This is a genomic window from Synechocystis sp. PCC 6803 substr. PCC-P (genome assembly GCF_000284455.1).
Taxonomy (GTDB): domain Bacteria; phylum Cyanobacteriota; class Cyanobacteriia; order Cyanobacteriales; family Microcystaceae; genus Synechocystis.
In genome coordinates, this window is record NC_017039.1 from 2,192,056 (window position 1) to 2,214,239 (window position 22,184).

General features: G+C 48.2%; 17 protein-coding genes and 1 pseudogene. 11 read left to right on the forward strand and 7 right to left on the reverse strand.

Annotated features, from left to right (window positions below; translation table 11 throughout):
- Window positions 1–176 precede the first annotated feature (176 nt).
- A complete protein-coding gene (gene clpB / locus SYNPCCP_RS10365) occupies window positions 177–2,873 on the forward strand; it encodes an ATP-dependent chaperone ClpB (protein WP_010873183.1) in 2,697 nt (898 codons plus the stop codon).
- A gap of 30 nt (window positions 2,874–2,903) precedes the next feature.
- Window positions 2,904–3,392, forward strand: coding sequence for a hypothetical protein (locus SYNPCCP_RS10370; protein WP_010873184.1), 489 nt, complete (start codon window positions 2,904–2,906; stop codon window positions 3,390–3,392).
- Window positions 3,393–3,503: 111 nt separating this feature from the next.
- Here SYNPCCP_RS10370 and SYNPCCP_RS10375 read toward each other — a convergent pair whose 3' ends face one another.
- On the reverse strand, window positions 3,504–6,731 hold the full coding sequence (locus tag SYNPCCP_RS10375; RefSeq protein ID WP_010873185.1) for an efflux RND transporter permease subunit: 3,228 nt from the start codon (window positions 6,729–6,731) through the stop codon (window positions 3,504–3,506).
- A 187-nt stretch (window positions 6,732–6,918) separates the two neighbouring features.
- On the reverse strand, window positions 6,919–8,322 hold the full coding sequence (locus SYNPCCP_RS10380; protein WP_010873186.1) for an efflux RND transporter periplasmic adaptor subunit: 1,404 nt from the start codon (window positions 8,320–8,322) through the stop codon (window positions 6,919–6,921).
- Window positions 8,323–8,715: 393 nt separating this feature from the next.
- Between SYNPCCP_RS10380 and SYNPCCP_RS10385 the strand changes: the two genes are divergently transcribed.
- The 4 genes from SYNPCCP_RS10385 (at window position 8,716) to SYNPCCP_RS10400 (ending at window position 12,930) form a co-directional block, all read left to right on the forward strand.
- On the forward strand, window positions 8,716–9,825 hold the full coding sequence (locus SYNPCCP_RS10385) for a type IV pilus twitching motility protein PilT (RefSeq protein ID WP_010873187.1): 1,110 nt from the start codon (window positions 8,716–8,718) through the stop codon (window positions 9,823–9,825).
- A gap of 103 nt (window positions 9,826–9,928) precedes the next feature.
- Window positions 9,929–11,143, forward strand: coding sequence for a type II secretion system F family protein (locus SYNPCCP_RS10390; protein ID WP_014407124.1), 1,215 nt, complete (start codon window positions 9,929–9,931; stop codon window positions 11,141–11,143).
- A 401-nt stretch (window positions 11,144–11,544) separates the two neighbouring features.
- Window positions 11,545–12,222 (forward strand): ATP-dependent Clp protease proteolytic subunit, encoded by a 678-nt coding sequence (locus SYNPCCP_RS10395; RefSeq protein ID WP_010873190.1) that lies wholly within the window; start codon window positions 11,545–11,547, stop codon window positions 12,220–12,222.
- Window positions 12,223–12,321: 99 nt separating this feature from the next.
- Entirely contained in the window at window positions 12,322–12,930 is a 609-nt protein-coding gene (locus tag SYNPCCP_RS10400) for an ATP-dependent Clp protease proteolytic subunit (RefSeq protein WP_010873191.1), read from the forward strand.
- 210 nt (window positions 12,931–13,140) lie between these two features.
- Here SYNPCCP_RS10400 and SYNPCCP_RS10405 read toward each other — a convergent pair whose 3' ends face one another.
- The 4 genes from SYNPCCP_RS10405 to SYNPCCP_RS10420 form a co-directional block, all read right to left on the reverse strand.
- Window positions 13,141–14,466 (reverse strand): aminopeptidase P N-terminal domain-containing protein, encoded by a 1,326-nt coding sequence (locus SYNPCCP_RS10405; RefSeq protein ID WP_010873192.1) that lies wholly within the window; start codon window positions 14,464–14,466, stop codon window positions 13,141–13,143.
- Between the two features lie 82 nt (window positions 14,467–14,548).
- A complete protein-coding gene (locus SYNPCCP_RS10410; RefSeq protein ID WP_010873193.1) occupies window positions 14,549–15,529 on the reverse strand; it encodes an S-methyl-5'-thioadenosine phosphorylase in 981 nt (326 codons plus the stop codon).
- Window positions 15,474–15,710 carry a DUF3134 domain-containing protein gene (locus SYNPCCP_RS10415; protein ID WP_010873194.1) on the reverse strand — a complete coding sequence of 79 codons (237 nt, stop codon included), beginning with the start codon at window positions 15,708–15,710 and terminating at the stop codon, window positions 15,474–15,476. Before SYNPCCP_RS10415 ends, SYNPCCP_RS10410 begins: the two co-directional genes overlap by 56 nt.
- A gap of 66 nt (window positions 15,711–15,776) precedes the next feature.
- Entirely contained in the window at window positions 15,777–15,932 is a 156-nt protein-coding gene (locus SYNPCCP_RS10420) for a ribbon-helix-helix domain-containing protein (RefSeq protein WP_010873195.1), read from the reverse strand.
- 223 nt (window positions 15,933–16,155) lie between these two features.
- On the opposite strand from SYNPCCP_RS10420, the pseudogene SYNPCCP_RS16925 reads away from it, so the two are divergent.
- The 4 genes and pseudogenes from SYNPCCP_RS16925 (at window position 16,156) to cbiB (ending at window position 20,506) form a co-directional block, all read left to right on the forward strand.
- Window positions 16,156–16,933, forward strand: a pseudogene (locus tag SYNPCCP_RS16925) (IS5 family transposase).
- Window positions 16,934–17,053: 120 nt separating this feature from the next.
- The gene (locus tag SYNPCCP_RS10435) at window positions 17,054–18,250 is read left to right on the forward strand and encodes a Coenzyme F420 hydrogenase/dehydrogenase, beta subunit C-terminal domain (RefSeq protein ID WP_010873198.1); all 1,197 of its coding nucleotides are present in this window, start codon (window positions 17,054–17,056) and stop codon (window positions 18,248–18,250) included.
- 25 nt (window positions 18,251–18,275) lie between these two features.
- On the forward strand, window positions 18,276–19,478 hold the full coding sequence (locus tag SYNPCCP_RS10440) for a serine hydrolase (RefSeq protein WP_010873199.1): 1,203 nt from the start codon (window positions 18,276–18,278) through the stop codon (window positions 19,476–19,478).
- Window positions 19,478–20,506, forward strand: coding sequence for an adenosylcobinamide-phosphate synthase CbiB (gene cbiB / locus SYNPCCP_RS10445; RefSeq protein ID WP_010873200.1), 1,029 nt, complete (start codon window positions 19,478–19,480; stop codon window positions 20,504–20,506). Before SYNPCCP_RS10440 ends, cbiB begins: the two co-directional genes overlap by 1 nt.
- On the opposite strand, the gene prfB is transcribed toward cbiB, so the two are convergent.
- Window positions 20,456–21,575, reverse strand: a protein-coding gene (prfB, locus tag SYNPCCP_RS10450) for a peptide chain release factor 2 (RefSeq protein ID WP_102014011.1) whose coding sequence is annotated in 2 segments (ribosomal slippage) — window positions 20,456–21,496 and window positions 21,498–21,575 — 1,119 coding nt in all. Because the reading frame shifts where the segments join, the coding sequence is not laid out codon by codon here. The two genes, cbiB and prfB, sit on opposite strands and share 51 nt — an antisense overlap.
- A 346-nt stretch (window positions 21,576–21,921) precedes the next feature.
- On the opposite strand from prfB, the gene SYNPCCP_RS10455 reads away from it, so the two are divergent.
- Window positions 21,922–22,167, forward strand: a complete 246-nt coding sequence (locus SYNPCCP_RS10455) for a hypothetical protein (protein WP_020862237.1) — start codon at window positions 21,922–21,924, stop codon at window positions 22,165–22,167.
- Window positions 22,168–22,184 lie beyond the last annotated feature (17 nt).

Consider the following 22,184-nt stretch of genomic DNA (forward strand, 5'->3'; position numbering starts at 1 on the left):
TAGCTAGATGGAATTTTAAAGGGACAAAGCTGAGGGGATAATAGCTAATAAAAAATTTGCCAAATTGTATTCCAGACAAGCTTAATCAAAAATGCAAAGCTTAACAACTAGGAAAATGATTCAGTCCCCCTTACAATGGATGAGCAGTTTTGCCCATATCCCTCAAGCTAGTCTGAATGCAACCTACTGATCCAACCAAATTTACTGAACAAGCCTGGGACGCCATTGTTAAATCCCAAGAAGTAGCCCGTCGTTATAAGAACACAAATTTGGAAGTAGAGCATATTCTGCTGGCGTTGTTGGAGCAGGATATGGGTTTGGCGGCAAGGATTTTCCAGCGGGCGGCGGTGGATGGCGAGGGACTACGGCAACAGTTGGAAATTTTCACCAACCGGCAACCCAAGCAGGCTTATGTAGAACAACTTTACCTGGGGCGTAGTTTGGATGTGATGCTAGACCGGGCCGATGCCGCCCGTAGTAGCTGGGAAGATAAATTCATTTCCGTTGAACATTTACTGGTGGGGTTTGCAGAGGACGACCGGGTGGGGCGCAAAACCCTCCGCGCGTTTAACCTTGACCCCCAGGATTTAGAGTTGGCCATCAAAGCGATTCGAGGTTCCCAAAAGGTGACGGAGCCAAATCAAGAAGAAAAATATGAAGCGTTGGATAAATACGGACGAGATCTGACGGAGCAGGCCCGCCAGGGTAAGCTAGACCCAGTGATCGGTCGAGATGAGGAAATTCGTCGAGTTATTCAAGTACTCTCTCGGCGTTCCAAAAATAACCCTGTCCTGATCGGTGAACCGGGGGTGGGCAAAACGGCGATCGCCGAAGGTTTGGCCCAACGGATTATCAATGGCGACGTACCAGAATCATTAAAAAATCGGCAGTTAATTTCCCTGGATATGGGCAGTTTAATTGCCGGGGCTAAATATCGGGGGGAATTTGAAGAAAGACTGCGGTCAGTGATGAAGGAAGTGACCAATTCCGATGGGCAAATCATCTTATTCATTGATGAAGTCCATACCGTAGTGGGAGCCGGTGGTCGCGAAGGTTCTGGGTCCATGGATGCAGGGAATTTGCTCAAGCCCATGTTAGCCCGGGGGGAGCTGCGGTGCATTGGGGCCACCACATTGGATGAATACCGCAAAAACATCGAAAAAGATCCTGCTTTAGAAAGAAGATTTCAACAGGTTTACGTCAAGCAACCTAGCGTGGATGATACGATTTCCATCCTGCGGGGTTTGAAGGAAAAATATGAAGTACACCATGGGGTCAAAATCACCGACTCCGCCCTAGTAGCAGCAGCTACCCTTTCCCATCGCTATATCCAAGATCGATTTTTGCCCGACAAGGCGATTGATTTAGTGGACGAAGCAGCCGCCCGATTAAAAATGGAAATTACTTCCAAACCGGTGGAATTAGAGGATATTGACCGACGCTTAATGCAACTACAAATGGAAAAACTTTCCCTAGAAGGGGAAGAAAAACGTCCTGGTTTAGGAGCTGACAAATCTTCCAAAGAAAGACTAGAAAAAATTCAGCAGGAAATTACTGAATTAGAGGGTCAGCAACAGGAATTATCCGGTCAATGGCTGTCGGAAAAACAGATGCTGGAAGAAATTAACACCCTCAAAGAAAAGGAGCAAGAGCTAAGACTTCAGGTAGAAAAAGCTGAGCGGGCCACTGATTGGGAAAAGGCCGCCAAAATTAAGTACGGAGAGTTAGAAGTCCTCCAACATGACATTGAAGAAAAAGAAAGTAAATTACTAGAAATTCAAGGCTCCGGTAATACTCTTTTGCGGGAACAGGTAACGGAATCGGACATTGCCGAAATTGTCGCCGGTTGGACGGGCATCCCCATGAACCGTCTCATGGAAACGGAACGGCAAAAATTATTGCAATTGGAAGGTCACCTCCATCAGCGAGTGATCGGTCAGAAGGAGGCAGTAGCGGCAGTTTCTGCGGCCATACGTCGGGCTAGGGCCGGCATGAAGGACCCCAGTCGCCCCATTGGCTCTTTTCTGTTTATGGGGCCCACGGGGGTAGGTAAAACGGAATTGGCTCGGGCCTTGGCCGGGTTTCTGTTTGACAGCGAAGAAGCCATGGTGCGGATTGATATGTCCGAATATATGGAAAAACACGCCGTTTCCCGTTTAATTGGAGCTCCCCCCGGTTACGTGGGCTACGAGGAAGGGGGACAATTATCGGAAGCAGTGCGCCGTCGTCCCTATTCCGTTGTGTTGTTGGACGAAGTGGAAAAAGCCCATTTAGACGTGTTTAATATTTTGCTGCAGGTCTTGGATGATGGCCGCATTACCGATTCCCAGGGGCGGGTGGTGGATTTTCGCAACACCATTATCGTCATGACCAGTAACATTGGCAGTGACCATATTCTCAGCCTTTCCGCCGATGATGCCGACTACGACAAAATGCAGAAACAGGTATTACAATCCCTGCGCAAACATTTCCGTCCGGAATTTCTCAACCGTATTGATGATCTAATTATTTTCCATACGTTGAAACGGGATGAGTTGCGTCGCATTGTCGTCCTACAAATTAAACGCATCGAGAAGTTATTAGACGAGCAAAAAATCACGCTTTCTCTTTCCGATGCTGCCCTGGATCACATCGTCAGTGCTGGTTACGATCCCACCTACGGAGCAAGACCTTTAAAACGTGCTATTCAACGACAGTTGGAAAATCCTATTGCCACTAAAATCTTAGAAAATACTTTCGTTGCAGGGGACAAAATTCTCATTGATTGTGTGGATGGTCAGTTAATCTTTGATAAAGAAATAGAGCCCACAACATTACCAGAAGAGCCAGAAGAAAATATCACAGCGGTGGAAGTCGAGGTTCTTTCTTCATAATATTAACTCTAAGTAAATCAACATAAGACTATGGCTATCTCTCTAGATGAAGATAATCAAAAAATAATAGAAATTCATCAAGTGATAAATACGAATAGTCGTTTTTACGGACATTTAGTAAATTGGTATGAGGGCGTTTCTTGGCATTATGGCATTGGACTCGATGAAAATCTGATTTTTGACACAGGCGGGCTTTCGATTTTTACGAGAAATCCAAGCGAGTTCTTTATTGTCCCAGACGTGCAAAAGTTTTCTCCATATCAGACAATCGAGCGGCTCTGTTACGCTTTGATTTGCTTTAAAGATTGGGATTATGGGCTTTTGGGATGGAATTGTGAACATGTTGCTCGTCTAGTTGCATCGGATTCAGCCGTATCTTATGAAATTAAAAAACTGCCATTTCCTATTCCACAAATGAATCATGGTGCTTGGCACCCTAATGCCAGAAACATCTTGGATAGCTTTATAGATCAAAACAAATACCTAATCAATGACACACTAACTACATTTCCTAGCTGAAAAAATATTGTTCAGCTCTGCAAGGCACCGAAAACATCTGTGGATACCCAATAGACTGGTATTTCAATCTTTTTTCAACCTAGAATATTTGCAAAAATTTTGAGCAAACGATTATTGGATTTTTGTTGGTACATCTTCTTCGGTTAAGCGGGATTCCAAATCGGTTTTGACTTTTTCTATATCAACCCCTTCCCATTGGTGTAGCAACACGTACAAGCAGGGAATTAAAAATAGGGTTAGTAAGGTAGCGAGGGAAAGACCGGAAAACACCACAATGCCCAAAGGTTGGAGCAATTCTGATCCTTGTCCAATGCCCAGGGCGAGGGGAAACATGCCCAGCACGGTGGTAATGGTGGTCATCAAAATCGGTCGTAAGCGTTGGGGGGCTGCCCGTAAGATAGCTGCTTCTCGACTGATGCCTTCTTCGGCCCAGATTTGGTTAGCTAACTCCACCATGATGATGGCGTTGTTGACCACAATCCCCACCAGGAGTACTGTACCAACAATTACCGTGGCACCGATCGCCGTTTGGGTAACGTATAAACCCAAAATGCCTCCAGCCAAAGCCAAAGGTAGGGTGAACATAATTACCAGAGGATCGAGGAGAGAATTGTATTGCACCGCCATAACCACAAAGACGAGAAACGCCGCCAAGCCCCCTAAAATCACCAGGGAAGACTGTAACTGTTCATTGCTCGCCGCCGCTGTACTGGGCAGTCGAGACACCCCGGGGGGAAACTCCATGGCGGATAAAACTTGGTCAACTTCTGTGAGAGCTTCACTCAAACTAGCCCCTTCCACTAACGTACCAGCAATTAAAAACACCGGCCGTTGGTTAATGCGTTGAATTTCCCCCGGTGCCCGACCTTGGTCAATGGTGGCCACATCCCCCAAACGGATCGGGCGATCGCCATCAATAAAGAGGGGAATTTGTGCCAAATCCCCAGGGCCAGAGAGCAAATCATTGTCCAATTTCACTCGCACATCCACCAGGCGATTTTCCCGTTGCAACTGGGTGGGCACAGCACCGTCTAAAGCAGTTTGGACTGTCTGCCCAATGGCTTGGGTGGTTAAACCTAATTCCGTCGCCCTTTGCCAATCGGGACGAATCTGCACTTCCGGTTGACGGGGATCGGCATCGGGACGAAAACGGGCCAATGTAACTTTTTCTCCTAATTCCGCCAACACTGCCCGCCCCGCTTCATCTAACACATCGGCATCATTCCCCTGCAAAACCACATCCACATCTACGTTACGTAGGGGGGAATTGCTCAAAATCAGACCCCGCAACTGTCCCGGTGCCATCCGCAGACGAATATCCACCAAGTTCAGCGCTTCCAATTCCGCCGTCACCCGTTCGGTGAATGCCTCCACATCGGTATTGGGTTTTAGGGTAATGGTGCTGGAACTGCGCAGAGCATTAGCATTAACGTTACTGCCAAAGAGAAACCCCCCCACCGTGGTGAAAGCGTATTCGGTTTCCGGCTGATTGATGAGGATGTCATCCACGATCGCCATTAAGCGTTGGTTTTCCTCTAAGGGAGTGCCGGGGGGGAACTGGGCAAACATACTGGCTTGACCCGTATTGATGCGGGGCAAAATTTCCTGGGGAATCTGTCCGATCATCCACAAACTACTGCCACCAAAAACAATGAAAATAGAAGCCACCGCCACCAATCGATGTCGGATCAGGATGGATAAAAAACGGGCGTAGGCCGCCGTGGCCCCTGCAAAACGTCGGTTAAATTCCCGAAAAAATAACCAATTACCCAAACCACTCCGGCGGCGAATGGCCAATAAACGGGAAGCGGCCATGGGCACTAGGGTCACTGCCACCAGGATGGAAGCCGCCACCGCAAAACTGATGGTCAAAATTAATTCATTAAAAATCAGGGCAATGAAGCCACCAATCATCAAAAATGGCAATACCGCCACCAAGTTAGTGCTAGTGGAAGCCACCAGTGCCGATTCCACCGTTTGACTACTGGCGATCGCCTGGTTGCGCATTTCCCCTTTAGTTAGTGGGAGGGGATTAACTTTGCCGGGGGTCATGCCCGCCCCTTCCGCAATGGTTTCCAACATGACGATGGAGTTATCCACCACAATGCCCACCCCCAGGGCCAAGCCCCCCAAACTAAAAACGTTCAAGGATAAACCAAAGGCCTTCATGACAATGATGGCCGCCATGGTGGCCAAGGGAATAGCCAACACAATAATTAACGTCTGTCGCAAAGAACCGAGAAATAACAAAACGGCGATCGCCGCCAGGACCGTACCAATTAACCCCGAAACAACAACGTTATTGACCGAGTTACGGATAAAAACTGAATCATCTAAGGTAGGGGTTAATTCCGCCGCCTGGGGAATAATGCCTTCTGTGCGTAACTCCTCCAAACGTTTTTTAACCCCATCCACTACTTCAATGGTGTTAGCCTCCGGTTGTTTCTGCACACTCACTTTTACCGCCGGATTACCGTTGAGGGTCACAAAAATCCGTTCTTCCTCTGTACCGTCAATAACAGTGGCCACATCCCGCAGATAAACTTTTTGGGCCGATTGATCCTCCAGACCAGACACTGTGCCCACCACTAAATCCTCAATTTCCTGGGCTGAAGCAAATCTACCCACTGTACGGGTTAAAGGTTCCGACTCCGTACCAACAATTCTGCCCCCGGAAATATCCACATTTCGGCTCTGTAAAGCATCCAATACCTGGGTCAAACTCACCCCCGACCGCTGTAGTCGTTGTAAATCCACATTGATCCGGACTTCTTCCTGGGCTGCCCCCGACACATTCACCGATGCCACCCCCGGCACCACTCCCAATTCCCGTGCTAACTCCTCTTCTGCAAATACCCGCAACGATGGCCCCGACAACTCCGGGGAGGTAACGGCAAATTCATACACCGGCAACTGGGAAGGATCAAACTTAAATAACCGGGGGGTTTCCAGATCATCCGGCAACTGGTTGCGGGCCCGGTTAAAGGTAGCGGTGGCGTCATTCAACGCTTGGTCAATATTGCCCCCCGGCTCGAAAAACAAATCCAGGCTAATTTGCCCCTCCCTGGTTTGAGAGTAAACCTGCACCACCCCTTCCGTGGCTGACAGGGCCGCTTCCAAGGGTCTGGTAATTTCGTCCACCGCCACTTCCGGAGATACCCCTGGAGCATCTAGTCGCACGCCAATGCGGGGATAGGTGATGGAAGGCAACAGATCCACCGGCAGGGAAAAAACAGCGAAAACCCCCAACACAATAATGGCCAGGGTGAGCATAAGGGTGGCAATGTGCCGACGGATGGCCAGGCCACTCAGACTAAAAACGGAGTTGGGGGAGGACATAGGGGCTGGGGGGATGGGGAACAGAGGAGGCAATAATTCCTGGGGAAAGGAAAAATTTCAATGGTTCGAGGATTCGAGTCTTTTGACTGGGAAAATGTCGGAGAGGTTTAATCGATTTATTTGAACAGTTCCAGTGGAGCTAAAACGAACAAAAACTTAACAGTCTCCATTAACACTATTGTTCCTGCTATTTTTCTGATAAAACGCTGAGACGAATTTGACTATCCGGTTGTAGCGGTCTACTACTGCGGACCACAAAACGTTCCTGGGGAGCTAAGCCTGCCACAATTTCCACCTTCCCGTTGGCAGTTTGCCCCAGGGTAACCGATCGCCGTTCCAGCACGTCTTTTTCCCCTGCTTTGGTCACCACAAAAATGGCATCTTCATCGACAATGGCAGATTCTGGAACTACCACATTGGTATCTGCACTGGCATCAAAACTGACCCTGGCCAACAGCCCAGCGCCAATTTTTTCACCAGGATTATCCATGGTTATTTCCACCGGCACAAGGCGAGAATTAACGTCAGCCTGGGGGGAAATGCGGGTTACCACGCCCGTAAAAGTCTGGCCAGGAAACGCATCTAGCTTGACGTTGACCTTTTGCTGTAGGGCAATTTGGGCCAGTTGCAACTCCGATACCTGCACGTCAATTTCTAACTGACGAAAATCCCCCAGTTGCAAAATTTCCGTCCCCGGCTGCACTAAATTGCCTGGTTCACTTAATCGTCGTAACACCCGCCCCGGAAATGGTGCTCTGACGGTGGCGTACTGTTGCCTAGTTTGGGCCTGTTCAATGGAAGCTCGCTGGGCATTCATCTGGGCGGTGGCCGCCCCCACCCTCTGCTGTTCGATCTGCACCTGGGCGATCGCCGAGTTGAGGATTTGGGACGCAGTTTTGGCCGCTGTTTTAGCTTGGCTTAATTGTTGGCTAGCGCTGGCCTGTTCGTTACGCAAAATTTCCTTGGCTTGACGGGCTCTGGTTTCTGCCTGTTCCGCCTGTTGGGCACCGCCAGCTCCCTCTTCGGCTAATAGTCGGAAGCGAGCAGCATCGGCCTGGGTTTGATCTACTTCCAGCCGGGCTTGTTCAATGCGGGCGTTGAGGGAAGTTTCCAAACGGATAATGTCCGCCTGGGCCTGTTGCAGTTGCAAACGGGCCTGTTCTACCCGAATTTGGGCATCCCCCACCTGACTTTGGGCAGTTAAAACTTCCGAACGTTGGGCCATTTTCTCCGCTTTGGCCTGGTCTACCGCCCCCAGTAATAAATCATCTTCAATTTCCGCCAATATTTCTTCTCCCCTGACCCGATCGCCCACATCCACTGGTAGCCTTTGCAGTCGTCCTTCAATCTGGGCTTTGATGGAGGCTTCCCGCACTGGGGCTGTGGTGCCCGTATATTCCAACTCCTTGGTCAATGCTTGGGGTCGAGCTAGGGCCACATCCACGGCGATCGCCTGGTTTGATTCAGTATTCTCCGTTTGGGCTTTGACATTTTGTTCCCAGAGATCGCTGCAACCCATCAGGGAAAAACTTAATAAACCTAGCAGGGAAAGTTGCCGTCGCAGACGTTGGTGGGGGATGTACTTGTTCATAAAAACGATGCGAGGGAAGAATAGTACCGAATTAGCGGGCTAGGACAGGAAGGAAAGTCAATACCAGCCTTAGAATTTAGTTTTAGCCAGGCCAAGTGACCTAGAAAAGCCCAGTAATATTGCTTTACCTTAACAAAGTAACAAATAAGTTTACAAAACCCACCTTTGGGGTGGCCGATTCCAATCGTCCCTGTGCCAGTTGTCTTCAGTCCATTTTTTCTCCGTAAAAACCCCCAGCAAGTTGGCAAATTTGGGCAAAGAAGTCCAAGGAATTGATAAATTGTGACCATTTGTGGCGATCGCCGGACAAATAGAGGAAAGTGGCATTAAACTTTTGTTAGCCCCTGTGCTTGCTTTGGCTGTGGGTTCAGAACTTATAGGAGCATTAAAGTCATGGCTTTGGAATACATGATCGAAGACCTCATGGAGCAGTTGGTGGAAATGGGCGGCTCCGATATGCACATTCAAGCGGGGGCACCGGTTTATTTCCGGGTGAGCGGCAAATTAGAACCGATTAACGAGGAAGTTTTAACTCCCCAGGAAAGCCAAAAGTTAATCTTCAGCATGCTGAACAATTCCCAACGGAAAGAACTAGAACAAAATTGGGAATTGGACTGTTCCTATGGCGTGAAAGGTTTAGCTCGTTTCCGGATTAACGTTTACAAAGAACGGGGTTGTTATGCCGCCTGTTTACGGGCCCTTTCTTCTAAAATTCCCAACTTTGAACAATTGGGACTGCCCAACATTGTGCGGGAAATGGCGGAACGCCCCCGGGGACTAATTCTAGTGACGGGACAAACTGGCTCCGGTAAAACCACCACTTTGGCAGCAATTTTAGACTTAATTAACCGCACCAGGGCCGAACATATTCTCACCATCGAAGATCCGATCGAGTATGTGTTTCCCAACGTGCGCAGTCTTTTTCACCAGCGGCAACGGGGGGAAGATACGAAAAGTTTCTCCAATGCTCTGCGGGCAGCGTTACGGGAAGATCCGGACATTGTACTGGTGGGAGAATTGCGGGATTTGGAAACCATTGCCCTTGCCATCACTGCGGCAGAAACCGGACACTTGGTTTTTGGCACTCTCCACACCAACTCAGCAGCGGGCACCATTGACCGGATGTTGGATGTGTTTCCGGCTAACCAACAGGCCCAAATTAGAGCCATGTTATCCAACTCTTTACTAGCGGTATTTGCCCAAAACTTAGTCAAGAAAAAGTCCCCCAAACCCGGGGAGTTTGGCCGGGCCCTAGTGCAGGAAATTATGGTCATTACCCCGGCGATCGCCAACCTAATTCGGGAAGGCAAAGCGGCCCAGATTTATTCCGCCATTCAAACCGGAGCAAAACTAGGTATGCAGACCATGGAACAGGGCCTGGCCACGTTGGTGGTGTCGGGGGTAATTTCCCTGGAAGAAGGTTTAGCTAAGAGTGGTAAGCCGGACGAGCTACAGCGCTTAATCGGTGGCATGACCCCCCAGGTTGCCGCTAAACGTCGTTAGCATACGGAAATATACCGATTAACATAAGTTTTTCGGTGCAATCCCCCTAATCATCTGACCCCAAACTATTAAGCTCGTAAAATTGTGACGGAGACAATTAACCATGGCTACGTTTGTCGCTCAAGTTAAAGATCGTAAAGGTAAAACCACCAAAGCCAAGGTGGAAGCCATGAGTCCAGAACAGGCTCGTACCATCCTCCGCCAACAATACGCGGCGATCGGCCCCATTAAGCCAGCCGGAGGGGAAATAAACCTCGAATTCCTGGAAAATTTACTTAACAACGTTAGTGTCAAGGACAAAGCGGTTTTCTCCCGACAGTTTTCCGTCATGATCAACGCTGGCGTGGCGATCGTTCGTTGTTTGGGGGTGCTGTCGGAACAATGTCCTAATCCCAAACTGAAAAGGGCATTAACGGGTATTAGTGGGGAAGTTCAACAGGGCACTAACCTTTCTGAAGCCATGGGCAAATATCCCGAATGTTTTGATGACCTCTACGTCAGCATGGTGGAAGCAGGGGAAACGGGGGGGGTTTTAGACGAAGTTCTCAACCGACTTTCCAAACTGCTGGAAGACATGGCCCGTCTGCAAAACCAAATTAAATCCGCCATGGCTTATCCGGTGGCAGTAGGTTTCTTGGCGGTGGTGGCTTTTCTCGGTATGACCATCTTCCTCATCCCTGTCTTTGCGGGAATTTTTGATGACCTGGGGGGAGAACTGCCCGCTTTAACCAAATTTATGGTCGGCCTAAGTAACTTTTTAAGAAGTCCAATGGCCGTCATCCCCGTAATTGTTATTGTGGTTGCCGTTTTTCTATTCAAAAAATATTACGGAACCTATGCTGGGCGGCGACAAGTCGATGCGGTGATGTTGAAACTACCTTTGTTTGGTCCCCTGAATGAAAAAACCGCTGTAGCTAGGTTTTGCCGGGTATTTGGCACCCTTACCCGTTCGGGGGTTCCCATTATTCAGTCTTTGGAAATTGTTTGTAATACTGTGCCCAATAAAGTGATTTCCGATGCGATCGCCGGGGCTATTAGTGAAATTCAACAGGGGGGCATGATGAGTTTGGCTCTGCAACAAAGTAAGGTTTTCCCCTCTTTGGCGATTCAAATGATTAGTATTGGGGAAGAAACGGGGGAACTGGATGCCATGATGATGAAAGTGGCGGACTTCTATGAAGACGAAGTAGAACAAACCGTCAAAGCGTTGACTAGTATTATAGAACCAGCTATGATGGTGCTGATTGCCGGTATGGTCGGGACAATTTTGCTTTCCATGTATCTACCCATGTTTGCCATCTTTGATCAGTTAGGTTAATTCAATTTTTGCCGCTGTAGTTGTGAAGAGAGTAGGGCGTCACAAAAAAAGTATTAGCGCTCTGCTTTCTTCTGATTGCTTGTGACAACTTGCTTTGATCAATGCATGAAGCAACAGGGCGATCGCCACCATTACTTAGGAGGTCGACGTTTTTTGTGACCATTACTGGCCAATTTTGACCACGGCTTAGTCATTGGGGGTTCCTTGCCGGGGGACGCTTGGGAACTCGCGATCAGGAACAAGAGAAGGGCGACGAAATTACGTTCTGGGGGGCCGCTTTGCCCTAGGGAAACTTGCAGAGAAGGTTAAACTTAAAGGAAAATGATCGTAACCAATATCCACGGGCAAATAAGGCATTCCTCTGGTTTCGCCTTTTTATCCATCGACCCCAACCTGACAGCATGGAAATAACTGCGGTTCAATCCTCCTACTATGGCGACATGGCTTTCAAAACGCCGCCGCCGGATCTTGAATCACTTCTGCTTAAAGAGCGCATCGTTTACTTGGGAATGCCGCTTTTCTCCTCCGACGAGGTCAAGCAACAGGTCGGCATTGATGTGACCCAGTTGATTATTGCCCAACTGCTCTATCTCCAATTCGACGATCCCGATAAACCAATCTATTTTTATATCAACTCCACTGGCACTTCCTGGTACACCGGCGATGCAGTGGGTTTTGAGACCGAAGCCTTCGCCATTTGCGACACCCTCAACTACATCAAGCCCCCAGTGCATACCATTTGCATTGGTCAAGCCATGGGCACCGCCGCCATGATTCTTTCCTCTGGCACTAAGGGTTACCGTGCTAGTCTGCCCCACGCCACCATTGTCCTCAACCAAAACCGCACCGGAGCCCAGGGTCAGGCAACGGATATCCAAATTCGGGCCAAAGAAGTGATTTCCAACAAACAGACTATGCTGGAAATTCTTTCCCTCAACACTGGCCAAACCCAGGAAAAGTTAGCTAAAGACATGGACCGAACCTTTTACCTCACCCCTGCCCAGGCCAAGGAGTATGGACTGATTGACCGGGTGTTAGAAAGTCCAGCGGAATTGCCTAAACCAATGGCAGTGATTTAGTTAGTTTCCATTCTTTCCTGCCAACCAAGCCCCCTTAGGTCAAATCCCGACCTTTTTAATGTAGCCAAATTCCCTTCCCAAATTTAAGCGTAGAAACCCATGCCTATAGGTGTTCCCAGTGTTCCGTTTCGTCTTCCCGGCAGTCAGTATGAACGGTGGATTGATATTTATACTCGGCTGAGCCAAGAGCGGATTATTTTCCTTGGCCAAGAGGTGAATGATTCGATCGCCAATCGGATTGTGGCATTTTTGTTATACCTGGATTCCGATGATCCGAGTAAGCCGATTTATCTCTATATCAATTCCCCTGGTGGTTCAGTAACTGCGGGTATGGCCATTTACGACACCATGCAATATATCAAGGCAGAAGTGATCACCATTTGCGTTGGTTTGGCCGCATCCATGGGGGCGTTTTTGTTAGCCTCCGGGGCACCAGGAAAACGGTTAGCCCTGCCCCATGCCCGGATTATGATCCACCAACCCATGGGCGGTACTGGCCGCCGTCAAGCAACGGACATTGACATTGAAGCCAGGGAAATTCTCCGCATTCGTCAACAGTTGAACGAAATTATGGCCCAACGTACCGGCCAAACTGTGGAAAAAATTGCCAAGGATACCGACCGGGACTATTTCCTATCAGCGGCAGAAGCAAAGGAGTACGGCTTGATCGATAAAGTGATTGAAAACTCCACCATGGGCAATAACTAAGCTAATAGCCCAATCAATAATTGTTTCTTGGCAAAACCTCTGGCAAGGTTCCAAGATAAGATCCATCTCCCCATTACGGTTAAAACAAACCTGGGGAGATTTTTTTGCTCTGGAAATTGATCACAGAAGGGAGTTCAGTCAGAATCCTGAGTCAGCCGCCGGAATCCCTTCCGGGCCGGGACTTTGAGCAGATTTACAGGGTTTAGCCCATCAATGTTCTAAATCGGCGATCGCCTTGGGCACGGCACTGGTTAACACATCGGGGCCTTGGGCAGTGACCAATACGTCATCCTCAATGCGAATGCCAATACCTCGCCATTGTTCCGGCACTTCCGGCTGTCCTTCGGCGGGTTTAATATCGGGGGCGATGTAAATACCCGGTTCTACGGTGAGCACTTGCCCTGGCTCCAACACCGTCCAGGTTTCCTTATCCTGTTTGTAATTGCCGGCATCGTGGACATCTAGCCCCAGCCAATGGCCGGTGCGATGCATATAGAAGGGCTTATATTTTTCTTCTTTGATAATTTCCTCCTTATTTCCCACCAGTAGACCCAAATCCATCAGACCATCCACAATCACGGACACTGCCGCATCATGGTATTCGTGGTAGGGATTGCCCGCCTGTACCTTGGCGATCGCCGCTTCCTGGGCAGTTAGAACAATTTCGTAGAGGGTGCGTTGTTCGGGACTAAATTTACCGTTGATGGGAAAGGTACGGGTGATGTCACCGTTATAGTAACCGTAGGCACAACCTGCATCGATGAGTAGTAAATCCCCATCTTGCAAAGGGCAGTCATTGTTGATGTAGTGCAAAATACAGGCATTTTTTCCTGCCGCCACAATGGAAGGATAAGCCGGCCCCAGGCCCCCTTCCCGCCGAAAAATAATTTCCAATTCCGCCTGCACTTGATATTCGTAATGTCCCGGTCGAGCAAATTCCATGGCCCGTTGATGGGCGATCGCCGACAGGTCACAGGCCCGCCGCAACAAGGCTAATTCAGTTTCACTTTTAACTTGCCGGAGGGGATGCACCAAGGGATGGGAATTCACTAAAGCTTGGGGACCATAGCCTTGGCGGGGATAGGCGGCCAATTGTTTTTGCCAGTGCTTGAGGATGGTTTGATTTAACGCTTCATCTCGACCGAGGTGGTAATGGATTTTATCTGCCTTTTCCAGATATTTCGGTAAATGCTCATCCAATTCCCCAATGGGATAGGCAATGTCCGACCCAAAGCTGGATTGAACCCCCTCCACACCGTAGCGAATGCCCGTCCAGGTTTCCTTGGCTGGATCCTTGGGTTGCACAAATAGAATAAATTGATGTTCTTCGTGGTGGGGCGCAAAAACGGCGATCGCCTCCGGTTCATTGAAGCCCGTCAGGTAATAAAAATCACTATCTTGACGAAATACGTATTCCACATCGTTGTGCATCACCGCCTGGGGCGCACTGGCAAAAATGGCCGTCCCCTGGCCTAGCTTGGCCATTAGGCGATCGCGACGTTGACGATATTCAGCGGAACTAACAACCGGATGCATGGGCAAAAGTCAGACGAGTGAAAGGTCAATTCCCCCATTTTACCGGCTCGGAAAAAAGCACGACCAGATTCAAACCGGAGGTTCATGGGGCAGGGGGATAATACTTGCCCAAAAGCAAAGATAACTTTTCGTAGGTGGCGGCAGGAAACTTGTCCGGGGGAGTTAGCACCGCATACTGTAAAGCTCTGTGGGCAATGGATTCAAAGGGATTGGCCGCCAATTGTTTGACCGTTTCCAGGATCACCTGTTGGGCATTGACCGCATTTTTTTGCAGATTACCAATCACCATTTCCACCGTCACATGGTCATGGTCTGGGTGCCAGCAGTCATAGTCCGTCACCAGGGCCAAAGTGGCGTAGGCAATTTCCGCTTCCCTAGCTAGCTTGGCCTCCGGCAAATTGGTCATACCAATGACAGTACCGCCCCAACTGCGATACAAATTCGATTCCGCAATGGTGGAAAAGGCTGGTCCTTCCATGGACACATAGGTTCCCCGATCGTGGAGCGTCACCCCTTCCAACTCCAAACCGGCGATCGCCGTAGAGAGACACTGGGCTAACTGAGGGCAAATCGGATTACCAAAACCAATGTGGGCCACAATCCCCTCGCCAAAAAAAGTGGAGATTCGCTGGCGGGTGCGGTCAATGAATTGATCCGGAACGACCATATCCAAAGGTTTTGCTTCTGCCTGCAAAGAACCCACCGCTGACGCAGAAATTAAATATTTCACCCCCAACTGTTTCATGCCATGGATATTGGCTCGAAAAGGAATCTCACTGGGCAAAAGGTGATGTCCCCGACCATGGCGGGCTAAAAAGGCCACCCGCACCCCGGCCAATTCCCCCACAATGAAACTGTCCGAGGGAGCGCCAAAGGGAGTATCAAGGGTTACCTCCTCAACATTTTTGAGGGCTTCCATTTGATAGAGGCCGCTGCCGCCGATGATGCCAATTGGTGCATTTACCATGGTGGAATTTTTTCTAATAAAACAACTGACCCTTCCAGGCTTAGTCTTCGTCCATATCGTCACTGCCGTCATCGCCATAGAGATTATCATCCCCATCCATCAACTCAGCAATGTCCACATCTTCGTCACTCATATTGCTGGTGGTACCTTCTTCAATTTCCCGATAAATCAAACGATTATTACTTTCTAGCCAGTCAATTAGGGACTGCTCACGGGTAACGGGCAAAACTGCCGCCGGCTCGTAACGGGCTTCTCGACGGAGGGAGGGATTGTACATAGTGCTTAGTGCCAACTATTGAATTATCTATACTTGAGCGACCCATCATTATAGCAAAATGGGCTTCTAGTCTGGAACAGTGGGTAAATTTCGGATTAGCTGACGCAACACTTCGGTTTTAGTCCGCCCTTCCGCCGCACAGTAACGCTCCAAATGAACCAAATCTTTTTCGGGTAAGCGAATTGTTAGTACCTTGTCGGATTTCGGTTTTGTTCTAATCATTGCCCTCACAGGATCCTTCTCTTTCCCCAGCATAGCAACTTTCAGGGGATTACCATGGCATCACAGTAGGCGATCGCCTCTCCCTTTTGACATGGTCAAGTTGCCCTAAGAGCGTGTTTGAAAAGTCGGCATAATTGGGAAAAATGGTGAAGAATATAGAATTTTCACCGTAATGATACTGAGAGAATTTTACAGCAGCGACATCAGTGATAGCCAGTAGCAATTGGTAGAATCCAATCTCCCCCAAGCAAAAAGTGGGGGAAGAAAACGGAAAACTAATCCGAGGGAAGTGCTTAATGCCATTTTTTACATGCTCAGAGCGGGTTGTGCTTGGCGACTTCTACCCCATGATTTTCCCAAATGGCGAACAGTCTATGGTTATTTCCGACAGTGGCAGGAAGACGGTACCTGGAAAAAATTGAATCACATCCTCAGAAAGAAGATTCGACTTAAGGCCGGAAGAAATGCCAACCCTAGTGCTGGTTGTTTGGACTCACTCACAGTCAGTGAGAAAGGCTGGCGCTGGACAAGAAAGTGGTTATGACGGTGGAAAAAAGGTCAATGGTCGTAAACGTACAATCCTCGTGGATACCATGGGATTACTTCTCGATGTTGTGGTTCACAGCGCTCATCGCTCAGACCACCAAGGTCTTACTCTACTCGGTACTTGGTTTGCTCCTCTATGGCAGTGCCTGCAATTGATATGGACTGATAGCACTTTTGGCAGTAAGAATTTTACTGCCTGGGTTAATGAGACCTTTGGCTAGAATTTGGAAATCGTCAGCAAAAAGGATGGACAAAAGGGTTTTGAGGTTTTGCCTCGACGTTGGGTTGTTGAACGTACCTTTGCTTGGTTTGGTCGCTACCGTCGTTTAAGCAAGGATTATGAATATTTACCTACCACCAGTGAGACAATGCTCTATGTTGCCATGCTCCATCTCATGCTCCGAAGGCTTTGCCTCGAACTTTTCAAACATATTCTTAAGTTCCTTTGGGCTTAAAAAAGCTCCCGTGAGAACTATGGCTAACCCTTGCCATTGCTAATGGGTGGGCCCCAGGTTTTACGCTACCGTGGACAATAGTGACAATGCCAACACTTTTTGCAAATTTCCAACTTTTCCATGACCGTTCCTGCCCCCCACCAGAAAGCCAAAGGTCTTAAGCCCGGTAGTCCCCGCCCCGCCAAGGAACTCTGTAGTGATTGCGGTCTGTGTGACACCTACTATATCCATTACGTTAAAGAAGCCTGTGCTTTCATTAACCAGCAGTTTGACCATTTGGAGGAGCAGACCCATGGCCGGTCGAGAGAACTGGGTAAAGAAGATGAGGTTTATTTTGGTGTTCACCAAAAAATGCTCACCGCCCAGAAAAAAGAACCTATCCCCGGGGCCCAGTGGACAGGCATTGTCAGCACCATTGGTTGTGAAATGCTAAACAAAGGCCTGGTAGAAGGGGTGGTCTGTGTGCAAAATACCCCCGAAGATCGTTTCCAGCCCCAGGTGGTAATCGCCAGAACTCCAGCCGAAGTGCTAGCCGCCAAGGTTAATAAACCCACCCTTTCCCCCAATTTATCCGTGTTAGAGGAAGTGGAGAAGTCAGGTTTGAAGCGATTATTAGTTATTGGGGTGGGTTGCCAAATCCAAGCTCTGCGGGCGGTGGAAAAACAATTGGGTTTGGAAAAACTTTATGTGTTGGGAACGCCCTGTGTGGATAATGTTTCCCGGGCTGGGTTACAGAAGTTTTTGGAAACTACTAGTAGATCGCCAGAAACGGTAGTTTATTACGAATTTATGCAGGATTTCCGGGTACATTTTAAACATGAAGACGGCTCGACGGAATTGGTCCCCTTCTTTGGCTTAAAAACAAATCAATTGAAGGAGGTTTTTGCCCCTTCTTGCATGAGTTGTTTTGATTACGTCAACGGTTTGGCAGATCTGGTAGTGGGTTATATGGGGGCTCCCTTTGGCTGGCAATGGTTAGTGGTACGCAATCAAACGGGCCAAGAAATGTTAGACCTAGTGCAAGACCAACTACATATTGGGCAAGTAAGTTCCAGTGGCGATCGCCATCAGGCAGTGCAACAGGGGATTACGGCCTACGACAAGGCGGTAACGTTACCCATGTGGGTGGCAAAAATAATGGGCTTAGTAATTGATAAAATTGGCCCCACGGGTCTGGAATATGCTCGCTTTTCCATTGATTCCCACTTCACCCGTAACTATTTGTATGTCAAACGGAACCATCCGGAAAAGTTGGCTGACCACGTCCCTCCCTTCGCCAAGAAAATTGTTGAGCAGTATAAACTTCCCCAGCAATAAACCCCAATAAAATTCAAGGAAGGCTATGAAAAAATCCTTATTTATGGTCGGTACGCTAGCATTTTTTTCTGGTTTGCCCGCTGGTGGTGCCTGGGGAGAATCCCTCGATAACAAAGTGCAAACTATTTTGGACGAACATTATCAAAACCGTCGAGAGCCTGAGTTTTTTAGTGCGATTCAGTTGTCCACTAAAGTGGGGGATGGGGATATTAAAACCTACGTGGTGGGAACCAAAAGCCATGCCCCTAATAGTCCGCCCATAGATGCCAAAAGTCTGTTTCAAATTGGCAGTATAACCAAATCTTTTACTTCAGTTTTATTGCTCCAAGCAGAGGCGGAAAATAAAGTTAATTTGGGGGATGACTTTACCACTTATCTACCGGAATATGACCACTGGAATGGAGTAACCATTACTCAACTATTGAATATGACTTCCGGGTTACCCAACTACAGTGATAGTCCCACCCTTAACTATGGCTTTGTGCAAAGCCCGGAGCGCATCTGGCAAGATAAGGAATTGGTGGATGTGGTGTATCCCCAGCCTAACTTGCCGGCTCCACCCCTAAATACTGGCTATGCCTACACTAACACTGCTTACACATTGGGGGGTCTGGTGTTAGAAAAGGTTTATGGTCAAAGTTATGCCGAATTAATTGATAAAAAACTTTTGCAACCGTTGGAACTAAACAATACTTTTTATCCCATTCCTAGTTATCCCCCGGACATTTTAGATCGCATGGTGGAAGGCAGTAGTTTTAACCCGTACACCAATCCTGAATTAGCAGGAAAACCGGTGGCTAATGGCAATCTTTCCTGGGCTGGAGCGGCTGGAGGACTGGTAGCTAACACGGAAGATATTATTAATTGGGTTAGGGCTTTGTTTGTAGAAGATCAACTACTGTCAACGGAGCAAAAAACACAGTTAACCCGACTAGTTTCCCTCATTACTGGTAAGCTCATTGATGGTACGACTTCGGAAGAGCAGAGGGGTTTTGGTTTGGGTGTTGTCCAAGGTTACCACGAAGATTGGGGACAGTATTGGTTTTACCAGGGGGAGACCATTGGTCATCGCTCTTTTTATCTTTATTTTCCCTGTAATGAGGTAATTATTTCTGCCTTGTTTAATAGTGCAGTTGATGATCAAAATAACGATGTTAAACCCCTTCTGGTTGGTGTTTACGAAGCTCTTTTAGACGACCAGCCAAGCTTGGCTTGCAAAACTAAATAATGATGGCGGTAGATCCCAATCTTTTTCCTCTAATTGCTGTGATTATTCTAGGAGGATCTGCGCTGTTAGATTTTCTGTTGGGGGATCCTAAATCTTGGCGACATCCAGTGGAATTTATTGGTTCAGTCATTAACTTTGCTAGCCAGTTGATCATCCGCAAAGTTAATGATAAAAATTCTAGACGTTTATGGGGCATTTTTTTAGGATTAAAAATCATTATCAGCAGTGGTTTTCTAGCTTGGTTAATCGTTTACTTGGCTGAAAAAGTCTCCCCTGTTTTAGCAGTAATTATCCAAATAATTGGGGTAGCAAGTTGTTTTGCTGGCCATAGTTTAGCCCAAGCGGCCCAGTCAGTGATAGAACCATTAAAAGCGGGAGATTTGCCCACTGCCCGACAAAAATTAGCCCTATTCGTGGGTAGGGATACGAATAATTTATCGGAGAGGGAAATCCTGCGGGCCACAGTGGAAAGCGTGGCGGAAAACACAGTGGATGGGGTTACTAGTCCTCTTTTTTATGCTCTTTTGGGCATTCTTTTTCCTTTTGTTGGCCCCTGGCCCCTGGCGATCGCCTATAAAGCGGCCAGTACCCTGGATTCCATGGTGGGCTATAAACGGGAACCCTATACTGATTTAGGCTGGTTCAGTGCCCGTCTGGAGGATTATTTAACCTGGCTACCCTGTCGATTAACGGTGTTTATGTTGGCAATTTTATCGGGAAAACCAAAACAAACTTGGGCCATTGTCCGTCGGGATGGGCCCCTGGATCCTAGTCCCAATTCCGGTTGGAGCGAAGCCATTTATGCCGCTATTTTGGGCATACAACTAGGAGGAGATAACTATTACCAGGGAGTATTGAAAAGCAAACCTTTATTGGGAGATGGGATTCAGCCTTTAACCATAGCCAAAATTGCCCAAAGTTTATGGTATTCCCGCACGGTTTTTCTTTGGCAATTATTATTAGGCTTAACAGTAATATTAGCTATCCAAGCGGGCGCTATGTCGGAGATAAGCTTCAATAAAATCTGATAATTCCCCATCCATCACGCCCCCCACATCGGTGGTTTCCACATTAGTCCGCAAATCTTTGACCAATTGGTAAGGATGAAAAACATAGTTGCGAATTTGGGTGCCCCAGGCCGCTTCCACCATGTCCCCTCGAATTTCGGCGATCGCCTGGGCCCGTTGCTCTTCTAGGACAATTAATAACTTAGCTTTGAGAATGGCTAGGGCCTTTTCTTTATTTTGTAACTGGGAACGTTCCTGGGTGCAACGCACAGCCAAACCTGTGGGTAGATGAACAATCCGTACAGCGGTTTCCACTTTGTTCACGTTTTGCCCGCCTTTACCGCCGGCCCTGGAGGTGGAAATGTCCAAATCCTTATCCGGAATATCCAAACTAATTGCTTCTTCCCCCAGCAAAGGCATCACTTCCACCCCAGCAAAGCTAGTCTGGCGTTTACCGTTGGCATTAAAAGGAGAAATACGCACCAAACGATGGGTGCCCTTTTCCGATTTGAGGTAACCGTAGGCGTAACGCCCTTCAATCTCCAACGTGACGGATTTTAAGCCCGCTTCGTCTCCCTCGGAAATTTCCGCCAAATGGACTTTGTAGCCCTGTTTTTCGCTCCAACGGGTGTACATCCGCAGCAGCATTTCCGCCCAGTCTTGGGCATCGGTCCCTCCAGCCCCCGCATTGATAGTTAAAGTGGCCCCTTTCGCGTCATAGGGGCCAGACAGTAACTGCTGCAGTTCCCAACGGTCTAATTCTTTTTGCAGTTGTTCCAGGGTAGTTTCCGCTTCCGTCAGTAGGGCTTGGTCGTCCTCTAACTCCAAAAGCTCCACAATGGCCTGGCTATCTTGCCACTGCTGTTGCCAAATGCCCCATTGCTCTAACTGGGATTTTGTTTCGTTCAAAGTCTGGAGAATTTGTTGGGCTTGGTCCGTATCGTCCCAAAAATCCGGTTGGGCGGCGCACTGCTCCAAGTCTTGAACTTTGGCTTTTAATCCTGGCAGGTCAAAGATAGTCCTGGGTTTGCCCCAGGCGAGAGGAGATTAGTTCTAGGTTTCTTTTCAGGTCTGTTAATTCGGTGATCATTGAGCAAAAACAGTCTTTGACGCCAATCCAAGTATATGACCATTGGGCTAGCCCCGCACTGAGGGGGATTCATCAACAAAACTTATCGTGTTTGTCAAGATTTGTTAATTTTGCTTGGCTAGTCAAATTATTATCCCTATCATTTTGTAAATATGGATACAGAAATTATTCCTTTGACTTCCAAATTGCCCTGGTTGTCGTTCCTAGAGTCTTGGATTTTCTCCCGCTTTAGGGAACTTCAGTGGGGACTTGGGTAGGGAATCCCCGGATAAGTGCTAAAGAACTGGGCAGGCTCGGGGGTGCTTTTGGGAAGAATTTCGCCGGTTAGTAAAATGGAGAGGACTTTATGTCGCCACAAATGAACCTGTTTAATGCAACGGCATCGACGCCGGTCAATGAAATAGCTGGGGGTTGGCACGGTTTTTGTCAGATTACGTATAACCGAGATACTTGGGTCAAATTACTGGAGAAGCCGGGGAGCTATGCCTTCGATGAGGCTAAGTTACTTTGCCAGGATACTTCCACCACCTGGGTTGCCTGGGTGCCGGACCACGGGGAAGTTGTTTTAGACCGCAGTGATTTTTATTGTTAAACAGTTTGGCGACCGAA

What these genes read in the sequence shown, in the direction of transcription:
- clpB (WP_010873183.1), top strand. Translation starts at nt 177, where the DNA reads ATGCAACCTACTGATCCAACCAAATTTACTGAACAAGCCTGGGACGCC.
- SYNPCCP_RS10370 (WP_010873184.1), top strand. Translation starts at nt 2,904, where the DNA reads ATGGCTATCTCTCTAGATGAAGATAATCAAAAAATAATAGAAATTCAT.
- SYNPCCP_RS10375 (WP_010873185.1), bottom strand. Translation starts at nt 6,731, where the DNA reads ATGTCCTCCCCCAACTCCGTTTTTAGTCTGAGTGGCCTGGCCATCCGT.
- SYNPCCP_RS10380 (WP_010873186.1), bottom strand. Translation starts at nt 8,322, where the DNA reads ATGAACAAGTACATCCCCCACCAACGTCTGCGACGGCAACTTTCCCTG.
- SYNPCCP_RS10385 (WP_010873187.1), top strand. Translation starts at nt 8,716, where the DNA reads ATGGCTTTGGAATACATGATCGAAGACCTCATGGAGCAGTTGGTGGAA.
- SYNPCCP_RS10390 (WP_014407124.1), top strand. Translation starts at nt 9,929, where the DNA reads ATGGCTACGTTTGTCGCTCAAGTTAAAGATCGTAAAGGTAAAACCACC.
- SYNPCCP_RS10395 (WP_010873190.1), top strand. Translation starts at nt 11,545, where the DNA reads ATGGAAATAACTGCGGTTCAATCCTCCTACTATGGCGACATGGCTTTC.
- SYNPCCP_RS10400 (WP_010873191.1), top strand. Translation starts at nt 12,322, where the DNA reads ATGCCTATAGGTGTTCCCAGTGTTCCGTTTCGTCTTCCCGGCAGTCAG.
- SYNPCCP_RS10405 (WP_010873192.1), bottom strand. Translation starts at nt 14,466, where the DNA reads ATGCATCCGGTTGTTAGTTCCGCTGAATATCGTCAACGTCGCGATCGC.
- SYNPCCP_RS10410 (WP_010873193.1), bottom strand. Translation starts at nt 15,529, where the DNA reads ATGGGGATGATAATCTCTATGGCGATGACGGCAGTGACGATATGGACG.
- SYNPCCP_RS10415 (WP_010873194.1), bottom strand. Translation starts at nt 15,710, where the DNA reads ATGTACAATCCCTCCCTCCGTCGAGAAGCCCGTTACGAGCCGGCGGCA.
- SYNPCCP_RS10420 (WP_010873195.1), bottom strand. Translation starts at nt 15,932, where the DNA reads ATGATTAGAACAAAACCGAAATCCGACAAGGTACTAACAATTCGCTTA.
- SYNPCCP_RS10435 (WP_010873198.1), top strand. Translation starts at nt 17,054, where the DNA reads ATGACCGTTCCTGCCCCCCACCAGAAAGCCAAAGGTCTTAAGCCCGGT.
- SYNPCCP_RS10440 (WP_010873199.1), top strand. Translation starts at nt 18,276, where the DNA reads ATGAAAAAATCCTTATTTATGGTCGGTACGCTAGCATTTTTTTCTGGT.
- cbiB (WP_010873200.1), top strand. Translation starts at nt 19,478, where the DNA reads ATGATGGCGGTAGATCCCAATCTTTTTCCTCTAATTGCTGTGATTATT.
- SYNPCCP_RS10455 (WP_020862237.1), top strand. Translation starts at nt 21,922, where the DNA reads ATGTCGCCACAAATGAACCTGTTTAATGCAACGGCATCGACGCCGGTC.